Genomic DNA, 23,209 nt, shown 5'->3' on the forward strand with positions numbered 1-23,209 from the left:
TGACGTGATGCACAAGAGGGATGAGTTGCCGGCATGGCCCGTCGTGAGGCGAGCGCTGGCCCGGACGACGCACCGGCTGGCGCAGGAAGTGGCGGCGCCGGCCGCACAGGCGCCCGCATGGAACGAGTTCGAGTGGCGGATCGCCATGGCTGTCTCTGTGATGCACGGCGTCAGCGGGCTGCTCGCTGGCCGCCTGCGCTGGCAGGGGCCAGCCGCCTGGCAGGCCTTTCTGGAAGAGCAGCTCGAACAGAGCCGCCGCCGTGAAGCCCGGGCCCGCGGGCTGCTTCGCGCGCTCGACACCGAAGCCAGGCTTGCCGGCGTGCCGCTGCTCGGCCTCAAGGGCTCGGCCTTGCTGGCCCTGGGGCTCTATGCGCCCGGCGAGCGCCCGATGAGCGACGTGGACCTGCTCGTCCATCCCGAGCACCAGGACCGCGCCGACGCCGTCATCCGGTCGACCGGCTACCTGCCCGGCATCGACAGCTCGCGCCACCGCGCCTACGAGCCACCCGGCCTCGGGCTGGCGCGCGCCTTTGGCGAGCACGAAAGCAACCCCACCAAGATCGAGCTGCATGTCGAAATCCAGGAACGGCTCCCGGTGCGCCAGGTGGACATCACGGGCGAGCTCATGCCGCTGAGGTCTGCCGCCGGTCTGCAGGGTTATGCCAGCGCAGGCGCGTTGATGCGGCACCTGCTGCTGCACACGGCGGGCAATGTGTGCAATCGCTGCGTACGCCTGATCCAACTGCATGACATCGCGGTGCTCGGCGCCGAGCTGGATGACGCGGACTGGCAGGTCGCCCTCGCGCCAACCACCGACGGCCGGCCGGCCTGGTGGGCCGCTCCGCCGCTCACCCTGGCAGTGCGCCTGTTCCCGAGGCAGCTCGACGCTCAGAAGATTCAGCGCCCGCTTCAGACCGCACAGGCCGCTTGCCCCGCCGCGCTGCGTCGCAGCCTCCCGAATCGCAGCCTGAGCGCCGACTCGCTGTCGCACCTGGACACGCCGATGCTGCCCGGCATCGAGTGGTCGCAGTCCGCCCCCGAGGCGCTCGCGTTCGCGTGGCGCCGCCTGCGCCCGCCGCGCGACCAGCGGATGACCCAGCGAGCCGTCGTGCAACGAGAGGCGCCCTTGGTTGCCTCCGCCTGGATGCACCTGCCCCGCTGGCGCAAGGCGCTGAGCTTTGTGCTGGGTGCGCCGCCCCGCGCACAGACCGTCTACCACCTGCACCACGCCCTCGCCTACCAGCCCAGCAGCTCGGCATAGAGCTGCTCGAACGCCTGATGACAATGATCCGCATCCTCCATCACCGCGCGGCGCTGGGCCTCTTGCGCCAGCGTGAGCCGCAGTGCCTCGTCGGCCTGCAGCCGCTGCAGCAATGCCGCCAGCCCTGGCACGTCCCCGGGCGCCACGGTCAGCGCGGCCTGCGGGCTCCATTCAGCCAGATGCCCCACGGCCGTACCGATGCTGGGCACGCCCTGCACTGCGGCCTCCAGCACGGCCAGCGGGCCGGCCTCATGCCGCGACGTGATGACGTGCAGATGAGCACGCGCCAGGAAAGGCTGCAAGGCGGCCTGCGTCTTGAACCCGTGAAAACGCACCCGCGCACCGAGCCCGAGCGCCTCGGCCAGCGCCTGCATCTGCCCGCCGAGGGTGTCCTCGCCGACGAGGTCAAGCTCGGCGCCGGGTACTCGCGCCACGGCGCGCAACAGGCAGCCGGGGTCCTTCACGCGGTTCAGGCTGGCCACCTGCAGCAGCCGCAGCGGCTCGCCGGCCTGCCGGCGACGTGGTGGCTGCGGAGGCCAGATGTTCAGGTCAACGCCCAGCGGCAGGCGGCGGCCCTCGCGGCCGAGGGCAGCCAGTTGGTCGAGGATGGGGCGGCTTGCGGCGGTCAGCGCGTCAGCAGCCCGAAGCACGCAGGCCTCATGCAGGCGCCCCCGCCAACTCAAGCGGCCGCCGTAGCCGATGTCGGGCAGCGCCTGCAGTTCACCGCCGGCGACATGGACCGCGCTCGGAAGCTTCAGCCAACGCGCGGCCGCCACAGCCGTGGCCCCCGCCGCCCCCGACCACACCGACTGCACCAGCGCGAAACGACCACGCCGGTGCTCGCGTGCGATGGCGGCCACTGCCCGCCACTGCGCCACCGCCATCCGCACCCCGGCCACGTTGTGCACACGGGCACCGCACAGCCACCACTGGTCGTCCTGCGGCTCCTGGCGCAGGGCGAACACATGCACCTCATGCCGGCTCGCCAGGCGCTTGAGCAAGGCCAGCAGCGCCGGCACCACCCTCACCTCGCCGGAGCGGTCCACACCACCCGGCACCACCACCGCCAACTTCACGACGCCACCTCCGCATGAACACGACCCATACCACCACCCCGACGCTGCTGGACGAACGCCTGGCAGACACCCAGCAGGCCTTCGACAGCGTGGCCGCCGACTACGACGGACCCCGTGGCAACAACATCGCCATCCAGGACATGCGCGCCGAGATGTGGCGCTGGCTCGAGGCCAGCTTCGCACCGGGGAGCCGGCTCATCGACCTGGGCTGCGGCACCGGCCTGGACGCCGTGCACCTGGCCGGGCAGGGTCACCAGGTCACGGCTACCGACTGGTCGCCTGGCATGGTGGCGCGCACCCGCGAGCGGGCCGAGCAAGCCGGGCTGTCGGTCGACACCCATGTGCTGGGGGCGCATGAACTGCAGCACCTGCCGGGCGAGGGTCGGTTCGACGGTGCCTACTCCAACCTCGGCCCCCTCAACTGCGTGCCCGACCTGACGGCGGTTGCCGCCGAGTGCGCACGCCTGATCCGGCCGGGTGGCCGGCTGGTATTCACGGTCATTGGCCGCTGGTGCCCCTGGGAGATCGCCCACTACGCCCGGCAGCGCCGCTGGCAGCGACTGGCCGTGCGCTTTGCGCGCGAAACCGTCGCCGTGGGCATGAACGGCCGCACCATCTGGACCCGCTACTACACGCCGGCCGAGTTCTACGCCGCGTTCCAGCCGCACTTCGCACTGGAAGTACAGCGCGGACTGTGCGTCTTCGTGCCGCCGCCCTATCTCACGGGCCTGGCTGAGCGTCACCCGCGCTGGCATCAGCGGCTGTGGGCGCTGGACCGGCGCGTGGCCGGCTGGCCGGGGATCAACAGGCTGGGTGATCATTTCCTGCTCGTCATGCGGCGTCGCGACAGCTGAGCCCATTCGTCCAGCAAGGGGTGCCGGCTGGCGCGCAACACGGCCAGCCAGGCCAGCGGCGCCACCGTCACCGGCACCACCACCACCACCGCCGCCGCCAGCGCACTGCCGCGCACCGCGGCCCACACCGCCGCAGGCGGCTGGCCCAGATGTCGGGCACTGACCACGAGCTGCACCGGGAGCGTGGCCAGCGCAGCCGCCGCCAGCGCCCAGGCAAACGAGGCCACGCTGCCCTCGAACATCCACGCCACAGCCGCAAGGCGCAGCAGCATGGACACCGCCAATGGCAACACAGCCCGGTGCGCACCGCCCGCCGCGGCCAGCGCGGTGCCCAGCTGAGAGAACATCAAGGACAACGCCGCCACGATCGCCAGCGGCAGCAAGGCCGGCACCGCCTCCAGCCACGCCGGGCCATACAGCAGCCGCACCAGCGGCGCCCCGTAGGCCACCGTGAGGGCCAGCAAGGGCCAGCCCACGCCGGTGATGACGGCCATGGCCCGCCGCAACGCCGGCTCCAGGGGCAGCGCCTGCGCCTGCCGCTGGGCCAGCACCGGCAGGCTGCCAAAGGCCAGCACCCGGCCGGCAAGCAGCTGCGTCAAGCCGACCACGCCCTGGGCCCGGCCCAGCAGGCCCAGGGCGTGTGCGCCGCCGAGCCGACCCAGCAACAGATCGGGCAGCAAGCCATGCAGCGTGAACAAGGCTGCCGGGGGCAGCCCACCCACCGCGCGCCGCAGCACCTCGCCCATGCCTCGCCACCGGGGGCGCCACGCAAGCCCCGCCGGCCGCATGCCCAGATGGGCCAGGCCACAGACCAGCGTGGTGGCCACCTGGGCCCAGGCCAGTCCCATCGCACCGCCGCCCTGGGCGCTGCATGCCAGCGACACCAACGCCTGCACCCACAGACCCAGCCAGCTCGTGCGCGCCAGCGCACCCGCCGCCAGAGCTCGCAACTGCAGGGCCGCCATGACGCTGCTGAAGGCCGACAGCGGCAGCACCGGCGCCAGCACCCACAGCAGACGGGCCAGCCCGGGCTGACCCCAGTGCCGCGCCAGCGGCTCGGCCAACACGAGCAGGGCCAGCGTCAGCACCGCGGTGCTGAGGGTCAGCAGGCCGAGGGCCGCCGAGAAGTGCGCCTGCGTCAGCGCCGACTCGCGCTGCAGCCAGGTCGACACGCCCAGGTCACGCAACAGCTGGGCCACGCCGAACACCGCCATCGCCAGCGCGAACTGCCCCATCTCGGCCGGCGCGAGCCACCGCGCCAGCACGAGGCTCAGCAGCAAGCGCGCGCCACTCTCGCCCACCGACGACACCAGCTGACCCACGACCGCGCGGCGCAGCGCCAACGGCGTGATCTGCAGGGGCAGCACGCTCATGGCTGCAACGCGTCCTGGTAGGCAGCCAGCAAGCCCTGGCCCAGCGCGTCCAGCGAGCAATGCGCCTCGAAACGCGCCCGCACCTGCTGCCGTCGGCGCAGCCCGTCACCGCCGGCCAGTCGCACCAGGGCATCCGCCAGCGCCGCCGGCTGGCCGACGGGCCACAGCGCAGCGGCCTGATGCCCAGGCAGATCGCCCAGCAGGCTGCGGAAGGACGGAATGTCCGTCACCACCGGGCTGAGCCCGCAGGCCAACGCCTCGATGACGCTGTAGCCCGAACCCTCGCGGTGACTGCCCTGCACGAGGAAGTCGGCTGCCGGCATCCAGTGGGCCACCTGCGCATGCGGCACGGCGCCGAGCAGGTGCACCCGGCCGGCCAGATCGGGCGCCCGGGCACGCGCGATCACTTCGGCCCGCAGGGGCGCCCGGCCGAAGCACATCCAGAGCTGCAAGCCGGGCAGCTCACGCGCCGCCAGGGCCACGCCGCCCAGCACCGCCAGCGGGTCCTTGTTGGCATCCAGGTGCCCGACCCACAACAGTGCCGGATCGCCGGCCAGGCCGGTCAGCTCGCGCGCCACGGCGCCATCGATGGGCCGCAGGTGACTGCTGGCCTCGGGCACTTCATAGACCCGCGTGCGCCGCGGCAGCAGCCCCCAGCGCCTGAACGGCAGCGCCTGCGCCCGGGCGCAGAAGATCACCCCGCGCGCCCGCGACAACGCGCGGCGCCAGCGCCACCACAGCCATGGCCGGCGCGGGTGGCGGGCGGCGTGGTCCTGCAGCAGCAGGGGCACACCAGGTGCGAGCTGCGCGAGCCATTGCACCTCGCGGGTGAAGCCCAGGCCATGCAGGTGGATGACGTCGGGCCTGAGCTGGGCCAGCAGCGCGGCGAAGCCCGGATCCACGCCGCCGCCGGCGCCCGCGATCGGCAGGAAGTGATAGTCCACGCCGTGGCGCTGCAGATGATCGCTGCGCAGGCTGCTCTGCAGCACCGACACCCGCGCGCCGGCCTGCGCCACCGAGCGGGCGCACTGCTCCACCGTCCACCAGGCCGCCAGCAGGTCTTGCGGCGGGCGCCCGAGGGGGTCGGTCACCGGGTCGATCTGGACCACATGCATCGGGCGCCCCTTCAGGCCATGCAGCGCGAGTCGGCCGCGGCGAGGGTCAGCCCCGGCTCCTCGGCATGGCCGAGCAAGTCCGGGGCAAGGGTCTTGCGGCGCCCGTCCAGCAGCACCGGCACCAGGCCCAGCGGCTCGCCCAGGTCGGCATCCGCCACCAGCACCCGGCCGCCCACCATCACCAGCCGCAGGTCGGCCCGCGTGGCCTGCGCCAGCGGCAGCCCGCGCGGCAGGGCCACCAGATCAGCGCAGAGCCCGGGCGCGAGGCGGCCGCGGTCGTGCAAGCCCAGCACTTGCGCCGCCTCCTCCGTGACCCAGCGCCACAGCCGCTCGTCAGGCCAGCCCGTCAGCGCCTGCACCAGCTGCAGCTCCGCCAGCAGGTCGCGGCCACCGCTGATGCGGGAGTCACTGCCGAGCACGAGGCGACCTGCCGCAGCCAGCAGCGTCGGGTCCAGCGTGTTGCCGAACAGATGCAAGTTGGAGCCCGGGCACCACGCCACGGCCGCCCCGGCGCTGATCACCTGCTCTTGCTGCGCGGCGCTCAGGCCCAGGCCGTGGACCAGCAGCGTGCCGGGGCCGATGCAGCCCAGCGCCTGCAGCCGGTCGCCCTCGGCGGCCGCGGCGGCATCGCAGCCCTCAGCGGCGTGGATGACCCACAGCGCGCCATCGGGCGTTGCGCGGCGCGACGCCTGCACCGCGGCCTCCCCCTCCAGCGCCAGCGAGTGCGACCAGCCGCCGGGCGCCGGCGCACGGACGGGAAAGCCGGGCGATGCCAGCACCGGCTCGCGTGGGTCGTGGTGCAGCACCGTCGTCACGCCGCTGAGCAGGTTCTTCAGCCCGCCGGCCCAGAGTCGCTCGGCCCGGGGGCGGGCCCGGTGCGCGAGCAGCTGGGGATCGTGCTGCAGGCGTGGTGTGATGTCGGCGATCCATTCGCTCGCATTGCGGTAAGCGCTGCGGTAGGCCAGGCGCGGCAGCGCGCCGTTCAAGTGCAGATGGTCGTGGGCATTGATGAAGCCCGGCAGCAGCCGGGCACCGCCCAGGTCGAGGCGACGACCGCGAGCGCTGCGCGTCAGCCGGCCGTCTTGCACACCCCACGCTTGTGGGTGCCCCCAGGCATCGGTGGCGTTCGTCAGCTGCAGCGGCTCTGTCAGGTTCATGCCGGTGCAAACCACTTGGCGCAGACGCAGCGCTCGCAGGCCGCCTGTGCACCTGCCGCGATCGCAGCCCGCAGGCGGCGCTCCGCTGGCGCGTTCAGGGCGGCTTCGAGGCCGCCTGCCCCCAGGCGCTGCGTGCCGCCGATGAAGAAGCACGGGCGCAGGCGGCCATCCGCCTCGATGACCGCCGAATGCGCCGGCGCGTTGCAGCGCGGTGCGGTCAGCGGGCCCAGCCCCAGGCGGGCCCGGGCATGCGCCTCGATGCGCCTCAACTTGGCCGGGCTCTCGGCGATGAAGCCACCGGCCAGATCGTCGGCGTGGGTCTGCTCGATCGCATCAAGGCTGGCCGCCAGCAGCGGCAGGTCTTCCGGGCGCAGCGCCACGCCATCAGGCGCCGGTGCCTGGCGGCCGAAGGCCTCGTCATGCGCCACGTCGGCCGCCAGAAAGGAGATGCCATTCACCCCCAGACCATGCGCCAGCCTGACCAGCGCCGGCAGCTCGGCCACATTGCCACGCTGCACGGTCACACGCAGCGTCACCGGCAAGCCCGCGCGCACGGCGGCCCGCACGCCTGCGCACACCACCTCGAAGGCGTCCAGCCCGCGGATGCGCGCGTAGCTCGCGGCGGTGGCCCCGTCCAGCGACACCGTGACCTGCTCGACATGCCGGGCCACGTCGTCCAGCTGCTTGGCGAGCGCCAGCCCCGCGGTCAACAGCCAAAGCTTCAGGCCTTGCGCCCGCAGCAGGGTGGCCATCTCGACCCAGTGCGGATGCAGCAGCGGCTCGCCGCCAGACAGCAGCACCTGTTCGACGCCCAGCGCCTTCAGCCCGGGCAGCAGCTGCTGCACCGTGGCCAGCGCCATGTCCTGCCGGCCGTGTCGCCAGTAGTCGCAGCTCACGCAGCGCGAGTTGCAGCGCTCGGTGAGGTACAGCGTGACCAGGCGCAGCTGCACCAGCTCGGGTGCCATCGGGGCTCCCGGCCGGTCGATCAGGACGCTAGAACATGGCATGCAGTTCGGCGAAGGTCTGCCGCCGGTTGTCGACCGCGTTCTGCGGAATGCCGCCGAACTTGCGCGTGCCAAAGCGCAGCTGCACGAAGCCGATCGGCGTGTACTCGTAGACGAGGCTGTAGCGCACCTTGTTGTCGTGGGCGACGCGCCGGTCGGGGTCCAGGTATTCGCTGGTGAGCTTGAGGTTGTGCCCCTGCTGCACCAGCCAGTTGGCCTCCAGCAGCGTCGCCACCTGCCGTCGTTTGCCCTCGGGGTAGCCGGCATCGCTGACGAGGTCGATCTCGGCCAGCCAGGCCACCGGCCCGGTCACGGTGCCGGCGAACAGGCCCCAGGCCTGGCGGTCACCGGCCGACGACTTCACCTGCGCGGCAGCGGCGCCGATGCGGCCCCAGGGCTGCATCCAGATCGCCTGCGCCGTGGTCTGGTGCCCGGTCACGCTGCCCTTGTTGCCGGGCCCATTGCTGCGCACGAGCTGGATGGACCATTCGTCGCTCTCATGCCCCAGCTCCAGGCCCTTGTCGGGCACCGTCATGCTGACGCCGCTGAGCTGGCGCACGAAGGCCAGGCTGTCCTGCAGCCGCCAGCCGAAAGGCAGGTAGAACTGACCGGCCTTGGCATACCAGCCCAGCCCCGGCGTGGACAGGCGCACATAGGCCTCCTGCCGCTCCGACTTGCCGGGCGCCAGCTGCTGGTCGAGGTAGGCGCCGAGGTAGTCCTTGATGAGCTGCACGTCGGCGTACAGGCGCGTCTGCTCCGTGCCGCCCACGCTGCGGGTGGGCTGGCCGGACACCGACGTGCGCGTGGTCGCCGTGCGCAGGTCGCCGCCCAGGCGCAGGCGGTCGTCCAGCAGCGAGCCGTTCCAGCCCTGCAGGGCATCCGGCAGCGCATTGCTCGGGATGACGTTCTGCGCGAAGGCGTTGCCCACCGCGTTGCGCAGGCCGCCGCCGGTCGGGTTCACGTGGCAGGCCACGCACTTGAGCCCCGCGCGAATGGCCAGGTAGGGCTCGGCCTGCACGGCCGGCAGCGTCAGGGTCAGGGCCAGGCCCAGCAGCCATCGAAGGGCCTTCATTTCTGGGCTCCGTTGTTGATCCACTGGCGGATGAGGTTGATGCTGGCCGCGTCGAGGTACGGGCCGCCGAAGGGCATGCGCGCACCGACGGCCTGATGACCCTCCAGCTTGTGGATGAGGTAGCTGTTGTCCGCATCGCCCGGCGCCACGCGCTTGAGGCCCGGCACCTCGCTGCTTGCAACACCCACCAGCAGCGCGTAGCTGTTGGTCGCATCGAGCCGCAGGCCCTGCGGCGCGGCGGCGCCGGCATGGCAGCCGGTGCACACGGGCGTGAACACATGCGACTGGATGGAGCTGAACGAGGCCGTCATCGGCCCGCTCGGGTCATTGCCCTCACCCAGCGGGCGGCCATTGCTGTCCAGCCCCTCGCCGCTGCCGCCGCCACACCCGACGACCACCATCGTCGCCGTCACCACGGCAGCCAGCGCCGCCCATCCTCGTGTTGTCCTTGTCATTGCCGACCTTTCCCGTTCGCGGACCTCATTGCGCCGTGAGTGCCGGTCGGCGCGGCCAAGGTTCAAGCGGTCGAGAAAAGCTTCGGCAGCAGTTCAGAAGGCGGCCGTGAGGTTGAGCACCACGGTGCGGCGGCGCGTGGCGTCGGTCCACACATAGGGCCCGCCTCGGCTGGCGGCCACCCAGGCCAGTTGCAGCTCGCCCATCTCACCGAGCTGACGAGACAGCCCCAGTCGCACATCAGCCCGCGACGGGCTGCGCCCCTGCGCATAGGCCGGATCGCCCTGGCGCCAGCCGCGCAGCAGGCCAGCATGGCCCACCGCCGCCAGACCGTCGCCGAGCGGCCAGCGGCCGTTGAGCTCGACGTACACGCTGCGCTGGCCGACGCCGTAGTAGTCGGGCGAGGCGTAGGCGCGCAGCGACCACTGGCCGCCGATCAGGCCGATGTAGGCCTCCTGGTAGTCGTAGTGCGAGACGTTCTCGTGCAGGTGCGCGACGACGCCCGCTTCGGCATCCAGCCCCGGCGCCATCGGCAGCACGCGCCCACCGTACAACTGCAACGTGGCGCCCCGCCGCTGCGTGAACCGCGCGTGGCCCAGCTGGGTACCGCCATACCAGCCGCCGGCGCCGTCCCAGGCCAGGCCCAGCTGGGCGCTGGGCCGGTTGTCGCTGTACGACATGCCGCGTTCGCGCGCATCGGTCTGCAGGCTGAGCGTGCCGCCGACGTCCGCATGCGACAACGCCACACCGGCCAGCAGTGTGGCGAACAGCAGGCAATGGGAAGCCAGGCGGGCGGGGGGAGCCATCAGTCGGCCGTCGGCTCCCGTGAGGCGCAGGCGGGTGCGCGGCCCGCCACATGCCGCGCGAGCGTGGCGCAGCTGTCGATGCGGCCCTGGCTGGCCGTCACAAGGGCCGCCTGCAGCACCTGCGAGCCGCGGGGCCCGTCGAGCTCACGCACCAGGGCCAGCAACCCCGCCGCATGCGCCGCCGCAAACGACGAGCCGGTGACCAGCGCATAGCCGCCGCCCACCGCCGTGCTCGGCACGTCCCGCCCGGGCGCGGTGACGGCGCCCGCCGGCAGCGGGGGGGCGGTGCCCACCACCAGCACGCCCCGGTGGTTGGCGGGGAAGGGTCCGCCGCTGCTGGGCAGTGCCGCCACCACGGTGGTGCCCCGGGCCAGGGCCTGGTCGAGCAGCACCGACAGCAGCCGGTCGTCCGGCCCGCCGAGGCTCAGGTTGATGATCTGGGCCCCCTGCTGGATGGCGGCGTGCAAGGCCTTGGCCAGGCCCAGGCTGGTGCACAGGGTCTGGGCCTGCGGCGCCTGCCAGCAGGCGCGCAAGGCGATCAGCCGCGCCTGCGGGGCCACGCCGGCAATGCCCAGCCCGTTGTCGGCCCGCGCCGCGATGATGCCGGCCACCGCCGTGCCGTGCGCCTCGGCGGGCACCGGGCCCTCGTCGACGAAGTTCTCGTTGACCACCACCTGGCCGGCCAGGTCGGGGTGGCGGGCCTCGACGCCGCTGTCCACCACGGCCACCCGCACGCCGCGGCCGGTGGCCAGCTTGTGCAGCTCGGCCAGATGCCATTGCTGGGCTGCCGGCTGCGCGGCATACAGCGGCTCCTGCTGCGTGCCCTGGGCCCGGTAGACGGCCACCGGCTGGGCCCAGGCCACGCGGTGGTCGTCCGACACGGCGCGCGCCGCCTCGGCCGAGCTGCGGGTGTCGCCCTCGGGCAGGCGCATCACGAAGCAGTCCAGCCCCGCCAGCGGCATGGCCCACTGGCTGCGCACCTCCAGCCGGTAGGCCTTGGCCAGCGCCTGGGCCACCTGCTGGCGCGACTGCCGGCCGACGCCTTCGCCATACGTGCCCGCGTAGCTGCCGTCAGGCCGGTAGTGGGCCTTGGGCAGCTGCAGCATCACCAGCACCTGGCGCTCCGCCTCCTCGGCCCCGGACACCTGGGCGCGGGCCAGGCCGGCGGCCACCATCAGCAGCGCGGCCAGCAGCTTGAGCAGCACCTTCATCGCCCCGGCCCCGGCTGCAAGGGCTCGGCCATCGCGACGATCGGCGCCTGGCGCAAGGCAGCCAGGCCCGGGGCATCCACGCGCAGCAGCCAGGCCCCGGTCTCCGTGGGGCCGGACACCACGCCGGCCTTCTGGGCCTGCAGCAGCTCGCGCACCGCCTGCTCGCTGGTGCCGGGCTTGAACATCACCAGCGCATCGGCCGCCACCGGCGCCGTGCCGGCGGCCGACAGGCCCTGGTAGGCCGGCGGGTCCTGCCGCGTGGTCAACAGCACACCCAGCAGCACCGCCACGGCGGCCCCTTGCAAGCCCAGCGCCCAGGGCACCCAGCGCGGGGCAGGCGCCGCGGCGCGGGGAGGCCGGGGGGACATGAGCGCGTGCATGCGGGCCAGCCCGGCCTCGACATCACCCACCGGGGCGGCAGCGCCCGCCACGTTCAGCAGGGTCTGCATCGGCTGCTCGGCGGCCAGCTCCTGGCGGCAGGTGGCGCAGTGCAGCAGGTGCTGCTGCACCTGGAGGCGCTCGCCCTCGTCCAGCTGGCCGCGGGCATACCAGGGCAGCAGGGCCTGCACGGCGGCATGCTCGTCGTTGTCCATCGGGATCACCACACTCATCACAGGTCTCCATGATGACCGGCCAGGTCATCGAGCAGCAGGCGGAGGCGCTTGCGTGCGTAGAACATCCGCGTCTTCACGGTCTCGGGCGGGCAGCCCACGATGTCGGCGATCTCGCCGTAGGCCATGTCGTGGAAGTAGCACAGCTCCACCACGGCGCGGTGCTCAGGCGACAGCTCGGCCATGGCCGAGCGCAGCCGCTCGCGCACCTGCGCCTGGCCCAGGCGCTGCTCCGGGCCGGGCGCGCTGTCGGCCGGCTCCTCGGCGTCGTCGCCGTCCACCGGCAGGTCCAGCCGGCTCAGGGCCTTCAGGCCCTTGCGGTAGGCAATGCCGAAGATCCAGGTCGACAGCTTGCTGCGCCCGTCGAAGCTGTCCGGCCGCTGCCAGAGCACCAGCAGGGTGTCGTTCAGCACCTCCTCCAGCAGGTCGGTCTGGCGCAGCATGTGGGCCAGGAAGCGGGTCAGCCGGGGGTGGTAGATGCGGTAGAGCGCATCGAAATCCCCGCGCCGCCCCCGACGCACCCCTGCGAGCAGCTCGAGCTCCAACGCGTCGGCGGCCGGCCCGCGGGCGGGGTCGGGCGCGTCGCTGCGCGGTTTCTTGAGGGTGAGCCACTTCAACATCGGGGGTCCTGGGTTTCGCGTGTGTTCCCGGCAGGCGCGAAAAGGTTCAACGACATGCTAAGGGCGCTATCGTTGCGCCATGACCGACGCTGGCGCCCTGCCCCTGCCCTCGCCGCCCCTGACGGGCGACGCCCCGGCCGGCCCGGACGCGCCGCCCCGGCTGGAGGCTCTCGAGCCGCGCGCCTGGCGGGTGGCCGGCGACTGGACCGTGCTGGGCCTGCGTGGCCGGTATGACGAACTCCGCCAGCAGGTGGCCGCCATCCAGGCCGACACGCCCGACGCCCTGTGGGACCTGCGCACCCTCGGCCGGCTCGACACCGCCGGCGCCCTGACGCTCTGGCAGGGCTGGGGCGGCAAGCCGCCGGGCCGGCTGCTGTGGCTGCCCGAGCAGGTGACGCTGTTCTCGCAGTTCATGCAGCCCACCGCGCTGCCCCGCGCGCGGCCGCAGCTCGGGCCGGGCCTGGCACTGGCGGCCCAGCGGCTGGTGGGCTTTGCGCGCCACGGCGTCGACCTCATCGCCCTGACCGGCCGGCTGCTGCTCGACGCCGTACAGATGGTGCGCCACCCGGCGCTGATCGGCTGGCGCGAGATCTCGGCCAATGTGTTCCGCACCGGCGCCCAGGCCTTGCCGATCACGGCCCTGGTGGGCTTTCTCGTCGGGCTGACGCTGTCCTACCTGATCTCCAAGCAGCTCAAGACCTACGGCGCCGACATCTTCGTCATCAACATCCTGGGCCTGGCGGTGCTGCGCGAGCTGGGCCCGCTGCTGGCGGCCATCATCGTGGCCGGGCGCTCGGGCTCGGCCATGACGGCCCAGATCGGCGTGATGCGGGTGACGCAGGAGCTGGATGCGCTGTCGGTCATGGGCATCTCGCACACCGTGCGGCTGGTGGCACCCAAGGTGCTGGCGCTGGCGATCTCGCTGCCGCTGGTGGCACTCTGGACGAGCGCGCTGATGCTGCTGGGCGGCATGACCGCGGCCCGCGCCCAGCTCGGCCTGGACCCGGCCCAGTTCCTGCACACCCTGCCCACCGTGGTAGAGCCGGCCAACCTGTGGCTGGGCTGGAGCAAGTCCATGATCTTCGGCGGGCTGATTGCCCTGCTGGCCTCGCACTTCGGCCTGCGGGTCAAGCCCAACACCGAAAGCCTGGGGCAGAGCGTGACGCAATCCGTGGTGACGGCGATCACGCTGGTCATCGTGGTGGATGCGATCTTCGCGGTGCTGTTCTCCAACGTGGGGCTTTGACATGCGGCTGGCTCATCCCGTCTCGACCGCTTGGCGACAACCGAAGGCCACAGAGACACAGAGGCACAGAGAGGCTGGATGTCTCTCTGTGCCTCTGTGTCTCTGTGGCCATGGGCGCCAGCAAGGCAGGAGACCGAAGCCATGACCACGGCGGAAGTCGTCATCGAGGTCGACAACGTCACGACGGCCTATGCCGGGCACGTCATCCATCGCCACCTGAACCTCACCGTGCACCGCGGCGAGGTGATGGCGCTGATCGGCGGCTCCGGCTCGGGCAAGACCACGCTGCTGCGGCTGCTGCTCGGGCTGGAGGTGCCGCAGGCCGGCAGCGTGAAGATCTTCGGCCACCCGCTGGGCCGCTGCGCCGCGCGCGACCTGGAGCGGGTGCGCTACCGCTGGGGCGTGCTGTTCCAGAACGGCGCGCTGTTCTCGGCGCTCAGCGTGTTCGACAACATCGCGCTGCCGCTGCGCGAGCTCGGCAGCGTGCCCCCCGACCTCGTCAAGCCGCTGGTGCTGCTCAAGCTCGCCCAGGTGGGCCTCAGGCCGGAAGACGCGCTCAAGCGGCCGGCGGAGCTGTCGGGCGGCATGGTCAAGCGCGTGGCGCTGGCGCGCGCCCTCATCCTCGACCCCCAGCTGCTCTTCCTGGACGAACCCACCGCCGGACTGGACCCCGACAGCAGCAAGCAGTTCGTGAAGCTGCTGCGCCGCCTGCGCCAGGAGCTGGGGCTGACGGTGGTGATGGTCACGCACGACGTGGACACCCTCTTCGCGGTCGTCGACCGCGTGGCCGTGCTGGCCGACCAGCACATCATCGCCTGCGGGCCACTCGCCGAAGTGGCCCGCCTGCCCCACCCCTTCGTGCGCAACTTCTTTCTCGGCCACATCGAGCGCTGCGCGGAAGAAGACCTGCGGCGGTTCCGCCTCAGCCTGGACGACACCTCCGACGACGGCGGCGTGCCCGCCGTGCTGCGCGGCGAAGAAACCACCCACTGAATCCACACCATGGAAAACAAAGCCCACGCCCTCGCTGCCGGATGCTTCCTGCTGCTGCTTGGCCTGGCCCTGGCCGCCTGCGTCGCCTGGTTCCAGGGCGACCGCACGGAGCGCGTGCACTACACCGTGGTCGCCCGCAGCGGCGTGCCCGGCCTCAACCTGAAGGCGCCGGTCAAGCTGCGCGGCGTGGAGGTCGGCTTCGTCGAGAGCATCGGCTTCGACCCGCAGGACCCGCGGCAGATCCTCGTCGGCATCGCGGTGGATGCCAGCGCGCCGGTGTCGGCCGGCACCCACGCCCAGCTCGGACTGCAGGGCGTGACTGGCCTGTCCTTCGTCAGCCTGGAAGAAGCTGACGCCAGCGCACCGCTGCAGCGCGCCGCGCCCGGCGCCCGCATTGCTCTGCGCCCCACGCTGCTGGACCGCCTGGCCGAGAGCGGCCCGGGCCTGGTGGCCGGCTTTGCCGAGACCGCCACGCGGCTCAATGCGCTGCTGAACGACGCCAACCGCGCCCAGCTCACCCGCACCCTGGCCGAGCTGGAGCGGGCCGCCACCGACACCAGCCGCCTGATGGCCGCCCTGCAACCCGGCGCGCGGCAACTGCCCGGTCTGCTGCAAGACGCTGACCGCGCCACCCAGCGCGCCGACGCCGCGCTGCAAAGGCTGGAGGCCCTGGCCGCCGACGGCCAGCAGCTCGCCCAGGACCTGCGGGCCCGCACCGCGGTGCTCGACCAGCTCGGCAGCGCCGCCGCCCAGGTGCAGGCCACCAGCCGCAACCTCGAACTCGCCCTCGTCGGCGACACCCCCGCCCGCACCCGCCCGCTGCTGGCCGACATCGGCGCCGCCAGCCGCAGCGTGGAGCGCGCCGCCACCGAGCTGGGTGAACAGCCGCAGAGCCTGCTATTCGGCCGCAGTGGCCGGCCCCCCGGCCCGGGCGAGCCCGGCTTCGCGGCACGCTTGCCGGGAGGCGCACGATGAAGCGCCTGCCTCCGTTCACCGCCCTGCTCGCGACTGCCATGCTGCTTGCCGGCTGTGCCTTGACCCCCAGCGTGCCGCCACGCGCGGTGTATGACCTCGGCCCGCCACCCGCGCCGCCTGCGGCGTCAACCGCCGCCGGCCCCATCGCCTGGCGCCTGGCCGACGTGACCGCCGCACCCGCCATCGCCGGTGAAGGCATCGCCTACCGCCTGGCCTTCCAGCAGGCCCAGCGCCTGGAGGTCTACCGAGACAGCACCTGGGCCGCCCCACCCGCTGCCCTCCTCACCCAGCGCCTGCGCGAACAGGCGGCCGCTGCGGCGCCCTGCACGCCACGCGCCCCGGGCCTGATCACCGTGCACCTGGACGCCTTCGAGCAGGTCTTCAGCAGCCCCGCGCAGAGCGAGGTGGTGCTGCGCGTGCAGGCCACCCACTGGCCTGCGGACGGCAGCGCAGCCACGCAACAGTCCTGGCGCCTCACGCGCCCTGCCCCCTCCCCTGATGCGACAGGCGCCGTGCGCGGGCTGGCCGAGGCGGTGGACGCCTGGGTGCCGCAGTGGGTGGTGTGGGCGAAGGGTGTGGGGTGTCGGTGAGGCGGACTGACCAGGTGACTCGGCACCGCCGCGCCAGCAGGTGCCCTCACCCCACCGCCGCCATGCACTCGATCTCCACCCGTGCGCCCAGCGCCAGGCCGTTGCAGCCCAGGGCGCTGCGGGCCGGCAGGGGTGTGTTGCCGAAGAACTCGCGGTAGACCTCGTTGAAGGCGGGCCAGTCGGCCATGTCGGCGAGCATGACGGTGCAGCGCACCAGGTGCTGCAGGTCCAGGCCCTGACCGCGCAGGATGGTGCGGATGTTCTCCAGCGTCTGCCGGGCCTCGGCGCGCAGGCCGCCTTCCACCAGGCGCAGCTCGCCGGGCACGTTGCCGAGCTGGCCCGACAGGTAGAGCATGCCACCCACGCGCACGCCCTCGGGGAAGGGCACGCTGGTGGGCACGACGCGGCCGCTGTTGAAGCGTTGAAGGCTGGTCATGGTGAGCTGAGTCCCAAGGCTTGTTCAAGGGCGGCCGGGTCGTAGACACGGCCGCCCTTCACGGTGCGCCATACACGGCGGATGTCGCTCATCGAGGCGAGCGGGTCGCCATCGATGAGCACGAGGTCGGCGAGCTTGCCGGCGGTGATGCTGCCGCGGTCTTTCTCGACACCGAGCACGCGTGCCGGCGTGAGCGTGGCCAGGCGCAGCACCTCGGCGTTGGCGATGCCGGCCTGGGCGTAGAGCTCCAGCTCGCGGTGCAGGCTGTAGCCGGCGAAGCCATCGCTGCCGGGCATGATCGTCACGCCGCCGTCGTGCAGCGCCTTGAGCATGCGCAGCAGGCCGGGCAGCGCCTGCGCATACGCGGCCTCCTGGCCCGGCGGCACGGCCACGGCGCCGGACAGCAGCCGGCGCCGCACCACGGCCGGAAAACGCTGCACCACTGGCCGCAGGGCCGGCGCTGCGCGCGCCGGCTCGCCGGAGAACAGGCCCTCCAGCACCACCATCGTGGGGTCGAGCACGGTATGGCGCTCGCGCAGAAAGGCCACGAACTCGGCAAACCGCGGCTCACGCAGGTCGAAGCGCGACAGCCGGTCGGCCAGCACGGTGTAGCGGTCGCGGGTGCGGGTGTCCTGCACCTCGGGGAAGAAGTTCAGCAGGATGAAGTTCAGGTGCTGGATTTCGTCCGCACCGGCTTCGATGAAGGCACGCGCATAGGTGAAGGCGGGCACATGGCCGCTGACCCGCAGGCCGCGCTCGTGCGCGCGGTCGGCCACCGCTTCGACGAGTGCGGGGCTGAAGGACGAGTAGATCTTGACCTGCGCGTAGCCGCGGTCGGCGTACCAGTCCACCGCGGCGCGGGCTTGCTCGGCGGTGCTGACCTTGACGTCGGTCGGGCCGGCCAGCGGGCCCACGCCTTCGATGATGCCGGCCAGCGTGACCCGCGGCCCGAGTTCGGTGCCAGCGTCGAAGCGTTTCACACGGGCCAGCAGAGGCTCGTTGTCGTTGGCCATGTCGCGGGCGCTGGTGACGCCGGCGATGAGGTCGAACACACCGTCCACGTTGCTGAAGTGCTGATGCACATCCCACAGCCCCGGCATCAGGAAGCGGCCCGCCGCCGCGATGACCTCGGCCCCGGGTGGTGCCGTCACGTCGGCGTCGGCGCCGACGCGCACGATGCGCTCGCCGCGGATGAGCACGCTGCGACCGGCCTGCACCGTGAGGCTGACGGGGTCGAACAGCCGTGCGCCCCGGATCAGCAGCGCGCCGGCTGGCTGGCGGGTGTGGCGCCGGGCGAGCTCGGCATGCCAGGCCTGGGCGGCGGCCTGCTGCGCGGCCTGCAGCCGGGGCAGTTGCGGCGCCGCGGCGTCATCGAGCACCTCGAACCAGTCGTCCACGACCGCGGCCGTGTCGCCGTTGTCGTGCAGCCAGACGGGGACCGGCGTGAACTCGATGCCGCGCAGGCTGACCCGGCGCAGCGTGCCGAGCCGCTCATCGCCCTCGATCCAGGCCGCGCCGCTGGGCAGCAGCGGCAGCCGCCGGCCCGGGGCTTTCAGCAGCGCGCGCGCCAGTACGCCCATGAACTCGGGCGGCGGGTTCGCCGGCAGGTAGAAGCCGGCGGCGCGCGTCTCGCCGGTCTCGATGCGGTTGGCCCAACGGGCGAGGCCACCGGGGTCGGCAGGCACCCGCTCGAAGCGCTCGCGGAACGCGACCTTCCAGTAGTCGTTGCCCTCGGCCTCGTACCAGACCGGCAGGCCCTGCGCATCCAGCCGCCAGCGCGCCTGGACGACGTCACCGCGACCGCGGTCGTTGTAGCGGTAGTCCACCACCGTGAGGCCGGGCTCGGGCTGGGTCAGGGTCTGCGTGCCGGCGGGGTTGCCGTGGATCTGGACGCGGTCTTCGCGCGCACTGGCGCCGGTGGCCAGCACCAGCAGGCCGGCGCTGAGCCAGGCGCCGAGCCACACGGTCAGCCAGGACGCCCGCCGCTGTCGGCCGCTCACGCCCAGGCCTCCTGCATCAGCCGGCGGAAGTTGCCGCCCAGGATCTTGTCGATGCGCGACCCCGGGTGGCCGCGTGCGGCGAGCAGCTCGGCCAGGCGGGTGAACTGCGTCGGGCCGCAGAGGTCGGGCAGGAAGAGGCTGACATCCGGCGTCTCGCCCGGCGCGCCGATGCCCAGGCTGCGCCGCAGCTCGGTCTCGGCGGCCAGCATGCGGCGGTAGGCGGCCATGTCGTCGATGGCGGTGGTGCCGCCGTCGGTGCCCAGGCCGACGTGGTCTTCGCCGCAGACCTGCAGCGCATGTTCCAGATGGGCGATGAGGTCGGCGGCCATGGGCTGGCCCGCCAGGCGCAGGTAGGGCATGAAGTACAGGCCCACCACGCCGCCGCGCTCGGCCAGCAGGCGCAGTTCGGCGTCGCTCTTGTTGCGCGGGTGGTCGGCCACCGCACGGCAGCCGGTGTGGGTGATGGCCAGCGGCCGGCGGGCTTCGCGCAGGGCGTCGAGGCAGGTGCGCTCGCTGCTGTGGCTCAGGTCGAGCAGCACGCCTTCGGCCTGGATGCGCGCCACCACCTCGGCGCCGAAGGCGGTCAGGCCGGTGTCGTCGGGCACGGTGGCGCCGCAGCCGACGGTATTGCGGCCGTTGTAGGTCAGCTGCATGACCCGCACGCCCAGGCCGGCAAAGAGCGCCACGCGGTCCGCCGTTGCGCCCAGCATCTCGGTGTTCTGGAAGCCGTAGATCACGCCGACCTGGCCGCCCGCCGCCGCGGCATCGAGGTCGGCCACGTCATGCACCTTGCGCAGTGCCGGGGGCTGCGTGCGGATGAAACGGTCCCAACTGGCGATGTCGGCCACGGTGGCCTCGAAGGGCTCGGCGCTGCCGGCCACATGGCCCAGCGTGATGTTGACCGCGGTCAGCCCGGCGGCACGGGCGTCGGCGAGGGCCCGGGCATCCACGCCCTGGCCGGTGCTGGTGTAGGCCATGGCCGCCCGGTCACCGGGGTTGGAGCTCAGGCTGAGGTTGGGGTTGTCAAGCACGCCCAGGGCGTTGATCACAGGCTTCATCGTCGAGCTTTCAGGAAGGGCAGCACCAGCAGGCCGGCCAGACCCACCAGGGCGTCCCAGCCAAGGGTGGCGGCATAGCCGAACTGCTGCACGGCATGGCCCTGCCACAGCAGGCTGTACGTGATGGAGAGGTTGGTGAAGGCCATGTAGGCCGCAAACTGCGTGGCCGCGACCTCAGGCCGGGTGATGCCGATGAACACCGCGACCCGCGCACCGTAGATGAAGCCGAACAGCGCGTTGTAGGCCAGCACGGCTGCCATGAAGGCCGTGACCAGGTCCGGCGGGGCCACCTGCCCCGGGGCCCAGCCCTGCCGCTGCAGCGCCAGCATCAGTGCCAGCCCCGGCAGGCTCAGCAGCACCATGTAGGTGGCCAGGGCCCGCCGCAGCGGCAGACGGTCAGACAGCCAGCCACCCAGGATGCAGGTGATGGCCGTGGCGGCCTGCGAGGCCGAGGCAAGCCCGCCGATCTGCTCATTGCTCAGGCCCAGGTCCACCGCCAGGTTGGACTGCAGGCCGCGTGCCAACGCCATGGCCGAGATGGGCAGCACCGCGAACAGCAGGCCGGCCCAGGCGAGCCGGCTGCCGAACAGCGCCTGCAGGGCCTGGCGCAGAAAGCCCGCCACCTCGCCTGCCACCGCGCGCCAACCCCGGACCACCGCTGTCGCCTCAGGCACGAGTTCCCGCATGGGCAGCACCACGCCGGTCATGACCGCCAGGATGACCAGCGCCATGATGCCGACCGCACCAGCCAGACCGATCTGCCCGACCAGCAGCAGCGTGCCCCCGCCACCGAGCAGCACGCCGAGCGACTGGCCGCCGAACATCATGCCGCTGGCAAAGGCACGCTCGTCTTCATGCAGGGTGGTGACCGCGAGCGCATCCACCGCGACGTCCTGCACCGCACCGCTCAGGTTGTGCAGGAACAGCAGCACCAGGAACGGCCCGAACTGGGCGCTGGGCGTCAGCACCGCCAGCGGCAGCAGGGTCAGCACCATCAGCGCTTGCGCGCCGAGAATCCACCCCCGCCGCGGCCCGAGGCGCGGTGACGCGATGAGGTCGACGAAGGGGCCGTACAGCCACTTGAAGGCCCAGGGCAGCAAGGCTAGCGCCAGAAAGCCGCCGATCTCGGCCGGGCCAGCCCCGGTGCGCCGCAGCTGCGTGGCCACCGCCGTCATCGCGAAGCCGACCGGCAGGCCTTCGGTGAGGTACATCAGGAAGAACGCCGCGATGCGCCCCTTGCGGGTGGCCAGCAGCTTGGGCAGAGGCATCGTCCCGGTTCCCTTCGCGTCGTTGCCGCTTCAGTGCCGGGCGATTCTGCAAGCGGGGCCGTGCGTGGCGGCCCCGGGCTTCCACCAGCCCGCGCTCAGGGCGGGGGTGCGTCGTCGGCCACAGGCAGGCCCTCACGGCGGGCCCGGGCATCGATCTCCGGCTGCTGTTCGCGCGCCGCGGCCAGGTCGCGCCGGGCGGCGGTGGCATCGCCCTGGCGCTGCCGGGCCAGCGCGCGGCCGTAGTGCGAGAAGGCCACCGGCCGCAGGGCCAGTGCCTCGTCGAAGGCCTTCACCGCGGCGCTCAGGTCGCCGGCCTGCAGCTGCACCCAGCCGAGGCTGTCGCGGTAGGACGCTTCCTGGCCGTCCAGCCGCACGGCCATCCGGCAATCCTGCAGAGCCAGCGGGAGGTCCAGCTTCAACCGGGCCCGCAGCCAGCAGCGGCTGTTGAGCACCTGGGCCAGGTGGGCATCGCTGCCGTGCGAGGCCACCCACAGGTCCCACTGCCGCAGGGCCTGGGGCACCATGCCCAGCACGGTGTACTGATCGGCCATGATCTCGCGCAGATGGGATGATGCCGGCAGCGCCTCGTCCAGCACTTGCAGGTCGGCCTGGGCACCGGCCTTGTCGTCGGCCCGCAGGCGCAGGCCTACGCGCAAGGCGCGCGCCTCGTGCAGCGACGGTTGCAGGCGCAATGCCTCGTCCAGGTCAGGCGCGGCCTTGTCCCGCTCGCGCTGCTCCAGCAGCACCCGGGCGCGGGCCAGCCGGTTGATGGCGGCATTCGGCGCGAGCTCGATGGCGCGGTTCAGGTCCGCCAGGGCGCCCGCGGCGTCGCCCTTGGCCGCACGGGCCTCGCCACGGCGGGCCAGGGCTTCGGCATCGTCCGCGAGGTCGGCGGGGCGGGCGGCATACCGCTCGTCATAGGCCCCGACGGCATTGCCGCGCGCGAACACCGGCCCGCCGTTCCAGGTGGCATACACCTTGCGCTGCAGGCGCGACACATAGATGCGATGCGACAGGAAGTAGTCGAGGCCGATGAGCATGTCCTGCTCGAAATGGTCGGTGTCGTCCACCTGGAACTCGTTGTTGGAGATCTTCTCGCCACCGAACTCGAACGCGGCAATCGACGCACGCCAGGACTGCACCCGCCCCTCGCCCGCGCCGCCGACACGCCCGACCGGCGTCAGCATCTCGTCCGTCACGCCGGCCCGGCGGGCCGAGCGCAGCTTGAGAGCCGTGAAGGGCGCACCGGTGTCCATCACCGCCACCAGCGACCGGTTGTTGACCCGCACCGGCACGCGGATGTCGGTGTTGCCCTCGCGGTGGTTGTTGCGCAGCTCGGCTTCGATGACGGGCGCGTCGCCCGCCCAGTGGGCCAGGTTCACCTTCTCGCAATCGCCCTTCGGGAAGACCAGCCGCAACACGCCGTGGCCCAGGTCGTACTCCGTGTCGGCCATCGACAGGAAGTTGCGACCCAGCACGCCCTGGATGCCCGAGCCGAGCTCATTGCCACCGACGATGAAGTCCACGTTCTGTAGCGTCGATCCCTGCAGGCCGACCTTCTCCACCCGCGTGAGCTTGGATTCGATCGCGCCGGTGTAGCCGGTGACCTGGATGTGGTCGGGCAACCGGGTCAGCTTCAAGCCCAGCTGGGCCGCGGTGGACGGCTGCAGGAAGCTGAAGAAGGCCCCGCTGTCCACCAGCATGGGCACCTCCACGCCGTTGAGCTTGCGCGTGGCCACCGGACGCTGATTGACGATGCGCACCGGCATCTCGACGTGGCCCAGATGGCAATCCGCCCAGGCGCTGCCTGCGGTGAAGACGGCCAGCAGCGCGGCGCTGGCGATGGTTCTGAATGTCATGGTTCCTCCCGGCATGGCCCGCCTGCGTTGGGCGGCCCGAAGCACGATGCCCGGGATTCTGGACGAAGGCGCAGCACCACGCACATCGACCGGATGCCGAAAACCACCGGCCCGGGCCGCCTTGTACAGAGAGCGCGGGCAGGCCGGATGGCAACATTTCGGAACACTTTC

The 23,209-nt window shown here is 72.4% G+C and carries 22 protein-coding genes; 6 read left to right on the forward strand and 16 right to left on the reverse strand.

Translation table 11 applies throughout. The features are described from left to right. The first annotated feature begins 7 nt into the window (after nt 1–7). Nucleotides 8–1,261 (forward strand): nucleotidyltransferase family protein, encoded by a 1,254-nt coding sequence (locus CDO81_RS04285; protein ID WP_088481885.1) that lies wholly within the window; start codon nt 8–10, stop codon nt 1,259–1,261. On the opposite strand, the gene CDO81_RS04290 is transcribed toward CDO81_RS04285, so the two are convergent. Then, nucleotides 1,237–2,337: a glycosyltransferase family 4 protein gene (locus tag CDO81_RS04290; RefSeq protein ID WP_088481886.1), complete on the reverse strand. Its 1,101-nt coding sequence runs from the start codon at nt 2,335–2,337 to the stop codon at nt 1,237–1,239. The two genes, CDO81_RS04285 and CDO81_RS04290, sit on opposite strands and share 25 nt — an antisense overlap. Nucleotides 2,338–2,351: 14 nt before the next feature. Between CDO81_RS04290 and CDO81_RS04295 the strand changes: the two genes are divergently transcribed. Further along, nucleotides 2,352–3,191 (forward strand): class I SAM-dependent methyltransferase, encoded by an 840-nt coding sequence (locus tag CDO81_RS04295; RefSeq protein WP_088481887.1) that lies wholly within the window; start codon nt 2,352–2,354, stop codon nt 3,189–3,191. Here the strand turns inward: CDO81_RS04295 and CDO81_RS04300 are convergent. From CDO81_RS04300 to CDO81_RS04340, 10 genes are all read right to left on the reverse strand, one after another. After that, nucleotides 3,155–4,564: an oligosaccharide flippase family protein gene (locus tag CDO81_RS04300; protein ID WP_088481888.1), complete on the reverse strand. Its 1,410-nt coding sequence runs from the start codon at nt 4,562–4,564 to the stop codon at nt 3,155–3,157. The genes CDO81_RS04295 and CDO81_RS04300 overlap by 37 nt on opposite strands. Next, nucleotides 4,561–5,679 (reverse strand): glycosyltransferase family 4 protein, encoded by a 1,119-nt coding sequence (locus CDO81_RS04305; RefSeq protein WP_206602062.1) that lies wholly within the window; start codon nt 5,677–5,679, stop codon nt 4,561–4,563. Before CDO81_RS04305 ends, CDO81_RS04300 begins: the two co-directional genes overlap by 4 nt. An 11-nt stretch (nt 5,680–5,690) precedes the next feature. Next, nucleotides 5,691–6,836 (reverse strand): amidohydrolase family protein, encoded by a 1,146-nt coding sequence (locus tag CDO81_RS04310; RefSeq protein ID WP_088481889.1) that lies wholly within the window; start codon nt 6,834–6,836, stop codon nt 5,691–5,693. Further along, entirely contained in the window at nt 6,833–7,801 is a 969-nt protein-coding gene (locus tag CDO81_RS04315; RefSeq protein WP_158218156.1) for a radical SAM protein, read from the reverse strand. Before CDO81_RS04315 ends, CDO81_RS04310 begins: the two co-directional genes overlap by 4 nt. Before the next feature lie 28 nt (nt 7,802–7,829). Continuing rightward, on the reverse strand, nt 7,830–8,912 hold the full coding sequence (locus CDO81_RS27960; protein ID WP_158218157.1) for a hypothetical protein: 1,083 nt from the start codon (nt 8,910–8,912) through the stop codon (nt 7,830–7,832). Then, nucleotides 8,909–9,367 carry a hypothetical protein gene (locus CDO81_RS04320; protein WP_144397129.1) on the reverse strand — a complete coding sequence of 153 codons (459 nt, stop codon included), beginning with the start codon at nt 9,365–9,367 and terminating at the stop codon, nt 8,909–8,911. The genes CDO81_RS27960 and CDO81_RS04320 overlap by 4 nt, the downstream gene beginning before the upstream one ends. Nucleotides 9,368–9,460: 93 nt before the next feature. Next, a complete protein-coding gene (locus CDO81_RS04325; RefSeq protein WP_088481892.1) occupies nt 9,461–10,171 on the reverse strand; it encodes a TorF family putative porin in 711 nt (236 codons plus the stop codon). Further along, nucleotides 10,171–11,382 carry a S8 family peptidase gene (locus CDO81_RS04330; RefSeq protein ID WP_088481893.1) on the reverse strand — a complete coding sequence of 404 codons (1,212 nt, stop codon included), beginning with the start codon at nt 11,380–11,382 and terminating at the stop codon, nt 10,171–10,173. Before CDO81_RS04330 ends, CDO81_RS04325 begins: the two co-directional genes overlap by 1 nt. Further along, nucleotides 11,379–11,993: an anti-sigma factor gene (locus tag CDO81_RS04335; RefSeq protein WP_088481894.1), complete on the reverse strand. Its 615-nt coding sequence runs from the start codon at nt 11,991–11,993 to the stop codon at nt 11,379–11,381. Before CDO81_RS04335 ends, CDO81_RS04330 begins: the two co-directional genes overlap by 4 nt. Then, the gene (locus tag CDO81_RS04340) at nt 11,993–12,613 is read right to left on the reverse strand and encodes an RNA polymerase sigma factor (protein WP_088481895.1); all 621 of its coding nucleotides are present in this window, start codon (nt 12,611–12,613) and stop codon (nt 11,993–11,995) included. Before CDO81_RS04340 ends, CDO81_RS04335 begins: the two co-directional genes overlap by 1 nt. A gap of 79 nt (nt 12,614–12,692) precedes the next feature. Between CDO81_RS04340 and CDO81_RS04345 the strand changes: the two genes are divergently transcribed. The 4 genes from CDO81_RS04345 (at nt 12,693) to CDO81_RS04360 (ending at nt 16,417) form a co-directional block, all read left to right on the forward strand. Then, entirely contained in the window at nt 12,693–13,859 is a 1,167-nt protein-coding gene (locus CDO81_RS04345) for an MlaE family ABC transporter permease (RefSeq protein WP_088481896.1), read from the forward strand. A 141-nt stretch (nt 13,860–14,000) separates the two neighbouring features. Beyond that, nucleotides 14,001–14,852 (forward strand): ABC transporter ATP-binding protein, encoded by an 852-nt coding sequence (locus CDO81_RS04350; protein ID WP_088481897.1) that lies wholly within the window; start codon nt 14,001–14,003, stop codon nt 14,850–14,852. A gap of 9 nt (nt 14,853–14,861) precedes the next feature. Next, on the forward strand, nt 14,862–15,827 hold the full coding sequence (locus CDO81_RS04355; RefSeq protein ID WP_088481898.1) for an MlaD family protein: 966 nt from the start codon (nt 14,862–14,864) through the stop codon (nt 15,825–15,827). Then, a complete protein-coding gene (locus tag CDO81_RS04360) occupies nt 15,824–16,417 on the forward strand; it encodes an ABC-type transport auxiliary lipoprotein family protein (protein WP_088481899.1) in 594 nt (197 codons plus the stop codon). Before CDO81_RS04355 ends, CDO81_RS04360 begins: the two co-directional genes overlap by 4 nt. Nucleotides 16,418–16,463: 46 nt before the next feature. On the opposite strand, the gene CDO81_RS04365 is transcribed toward CDO81_RS04360, so the two are convergent. The 5 genes from CDO81_RS04365 to CDO81_RS04385 all read right to left on the reverse strand — a co-directional run bounded on the left by CDO81_RS04365 (nt 16,464) and on the right by CDO81_RS04385 (nt 23,038). After that, entirely contained in the window at nt 16,464–16,853 is a 390-nt protein-coding gene (locus tag CDO81_RS04365) for a RidA family protein (protein ID WP_088481900.1), read from the reverse strand. Continuing rightward, entirely contained in the window at nt 16,850–18,853 is a 2,004-nt protein-coding gene (locus CDO81_RS04370) for an amidohydrolase family protein (RefSeq protein ID WP_088481901.1), read from the reverse strand. The genes CDO81_RS04365 and CDO81_RS04370 overlap by 4 nt, the downstream gene beginning before the upstream one ends. After that, nucleotides 18,850–19,911, reverse strand: coding sequence for a dipeptidase (locus CDO81_RS04375; protein WP_088481902.1), 1,062 nt, complete (start codon nt 19,909–19,911; stop codon nt 18,850–18,852). The genes CDO81_RS04370 and CDO81_RS04375 overlap by 4 nt, the downstream gene beginning before the upstream one ends. Next, nucleotides 19,908–21,179, reverse strand: a complete 1,272-nt coding sequence (locus CDO81_RS04380; RefSeq protein ID WP_088481903.1) for an MFS transporter — start codon at nt 21,177–21,179, stop codon at nt 19,908–19,910. Before CDO81_RS04380 ends, CDO81_RS04375 begins: the two co-directional genes overlap by 4 nt. Nucleotides 21,180–21,274: 95 nt before the next feature. Continuing rightward, nucleotides 21,275–23,038: an aspartyl protease family protein gene (locus CDO81_RS04385; protein WP_158218158.1), complete on the reverse strand. Its 1,764-nt coding sequence runs from the start codon at nt 23,036–23,038 to the stop codon at nt 21,275–21,277. Nucleotides 23,039–23,209 lie beyond the last annotated feature (171 nt).

Source organism: Roseateles puraquae, from assembly GCF_002205845.1.
Classification (GTDB): domain Bacteria; phylum Pseudomonadota; class Gammaproteobacteria; order Burkholderiales; family Burkholderiaceae_C; genus Pelomonas; species Pelomonas puraquae.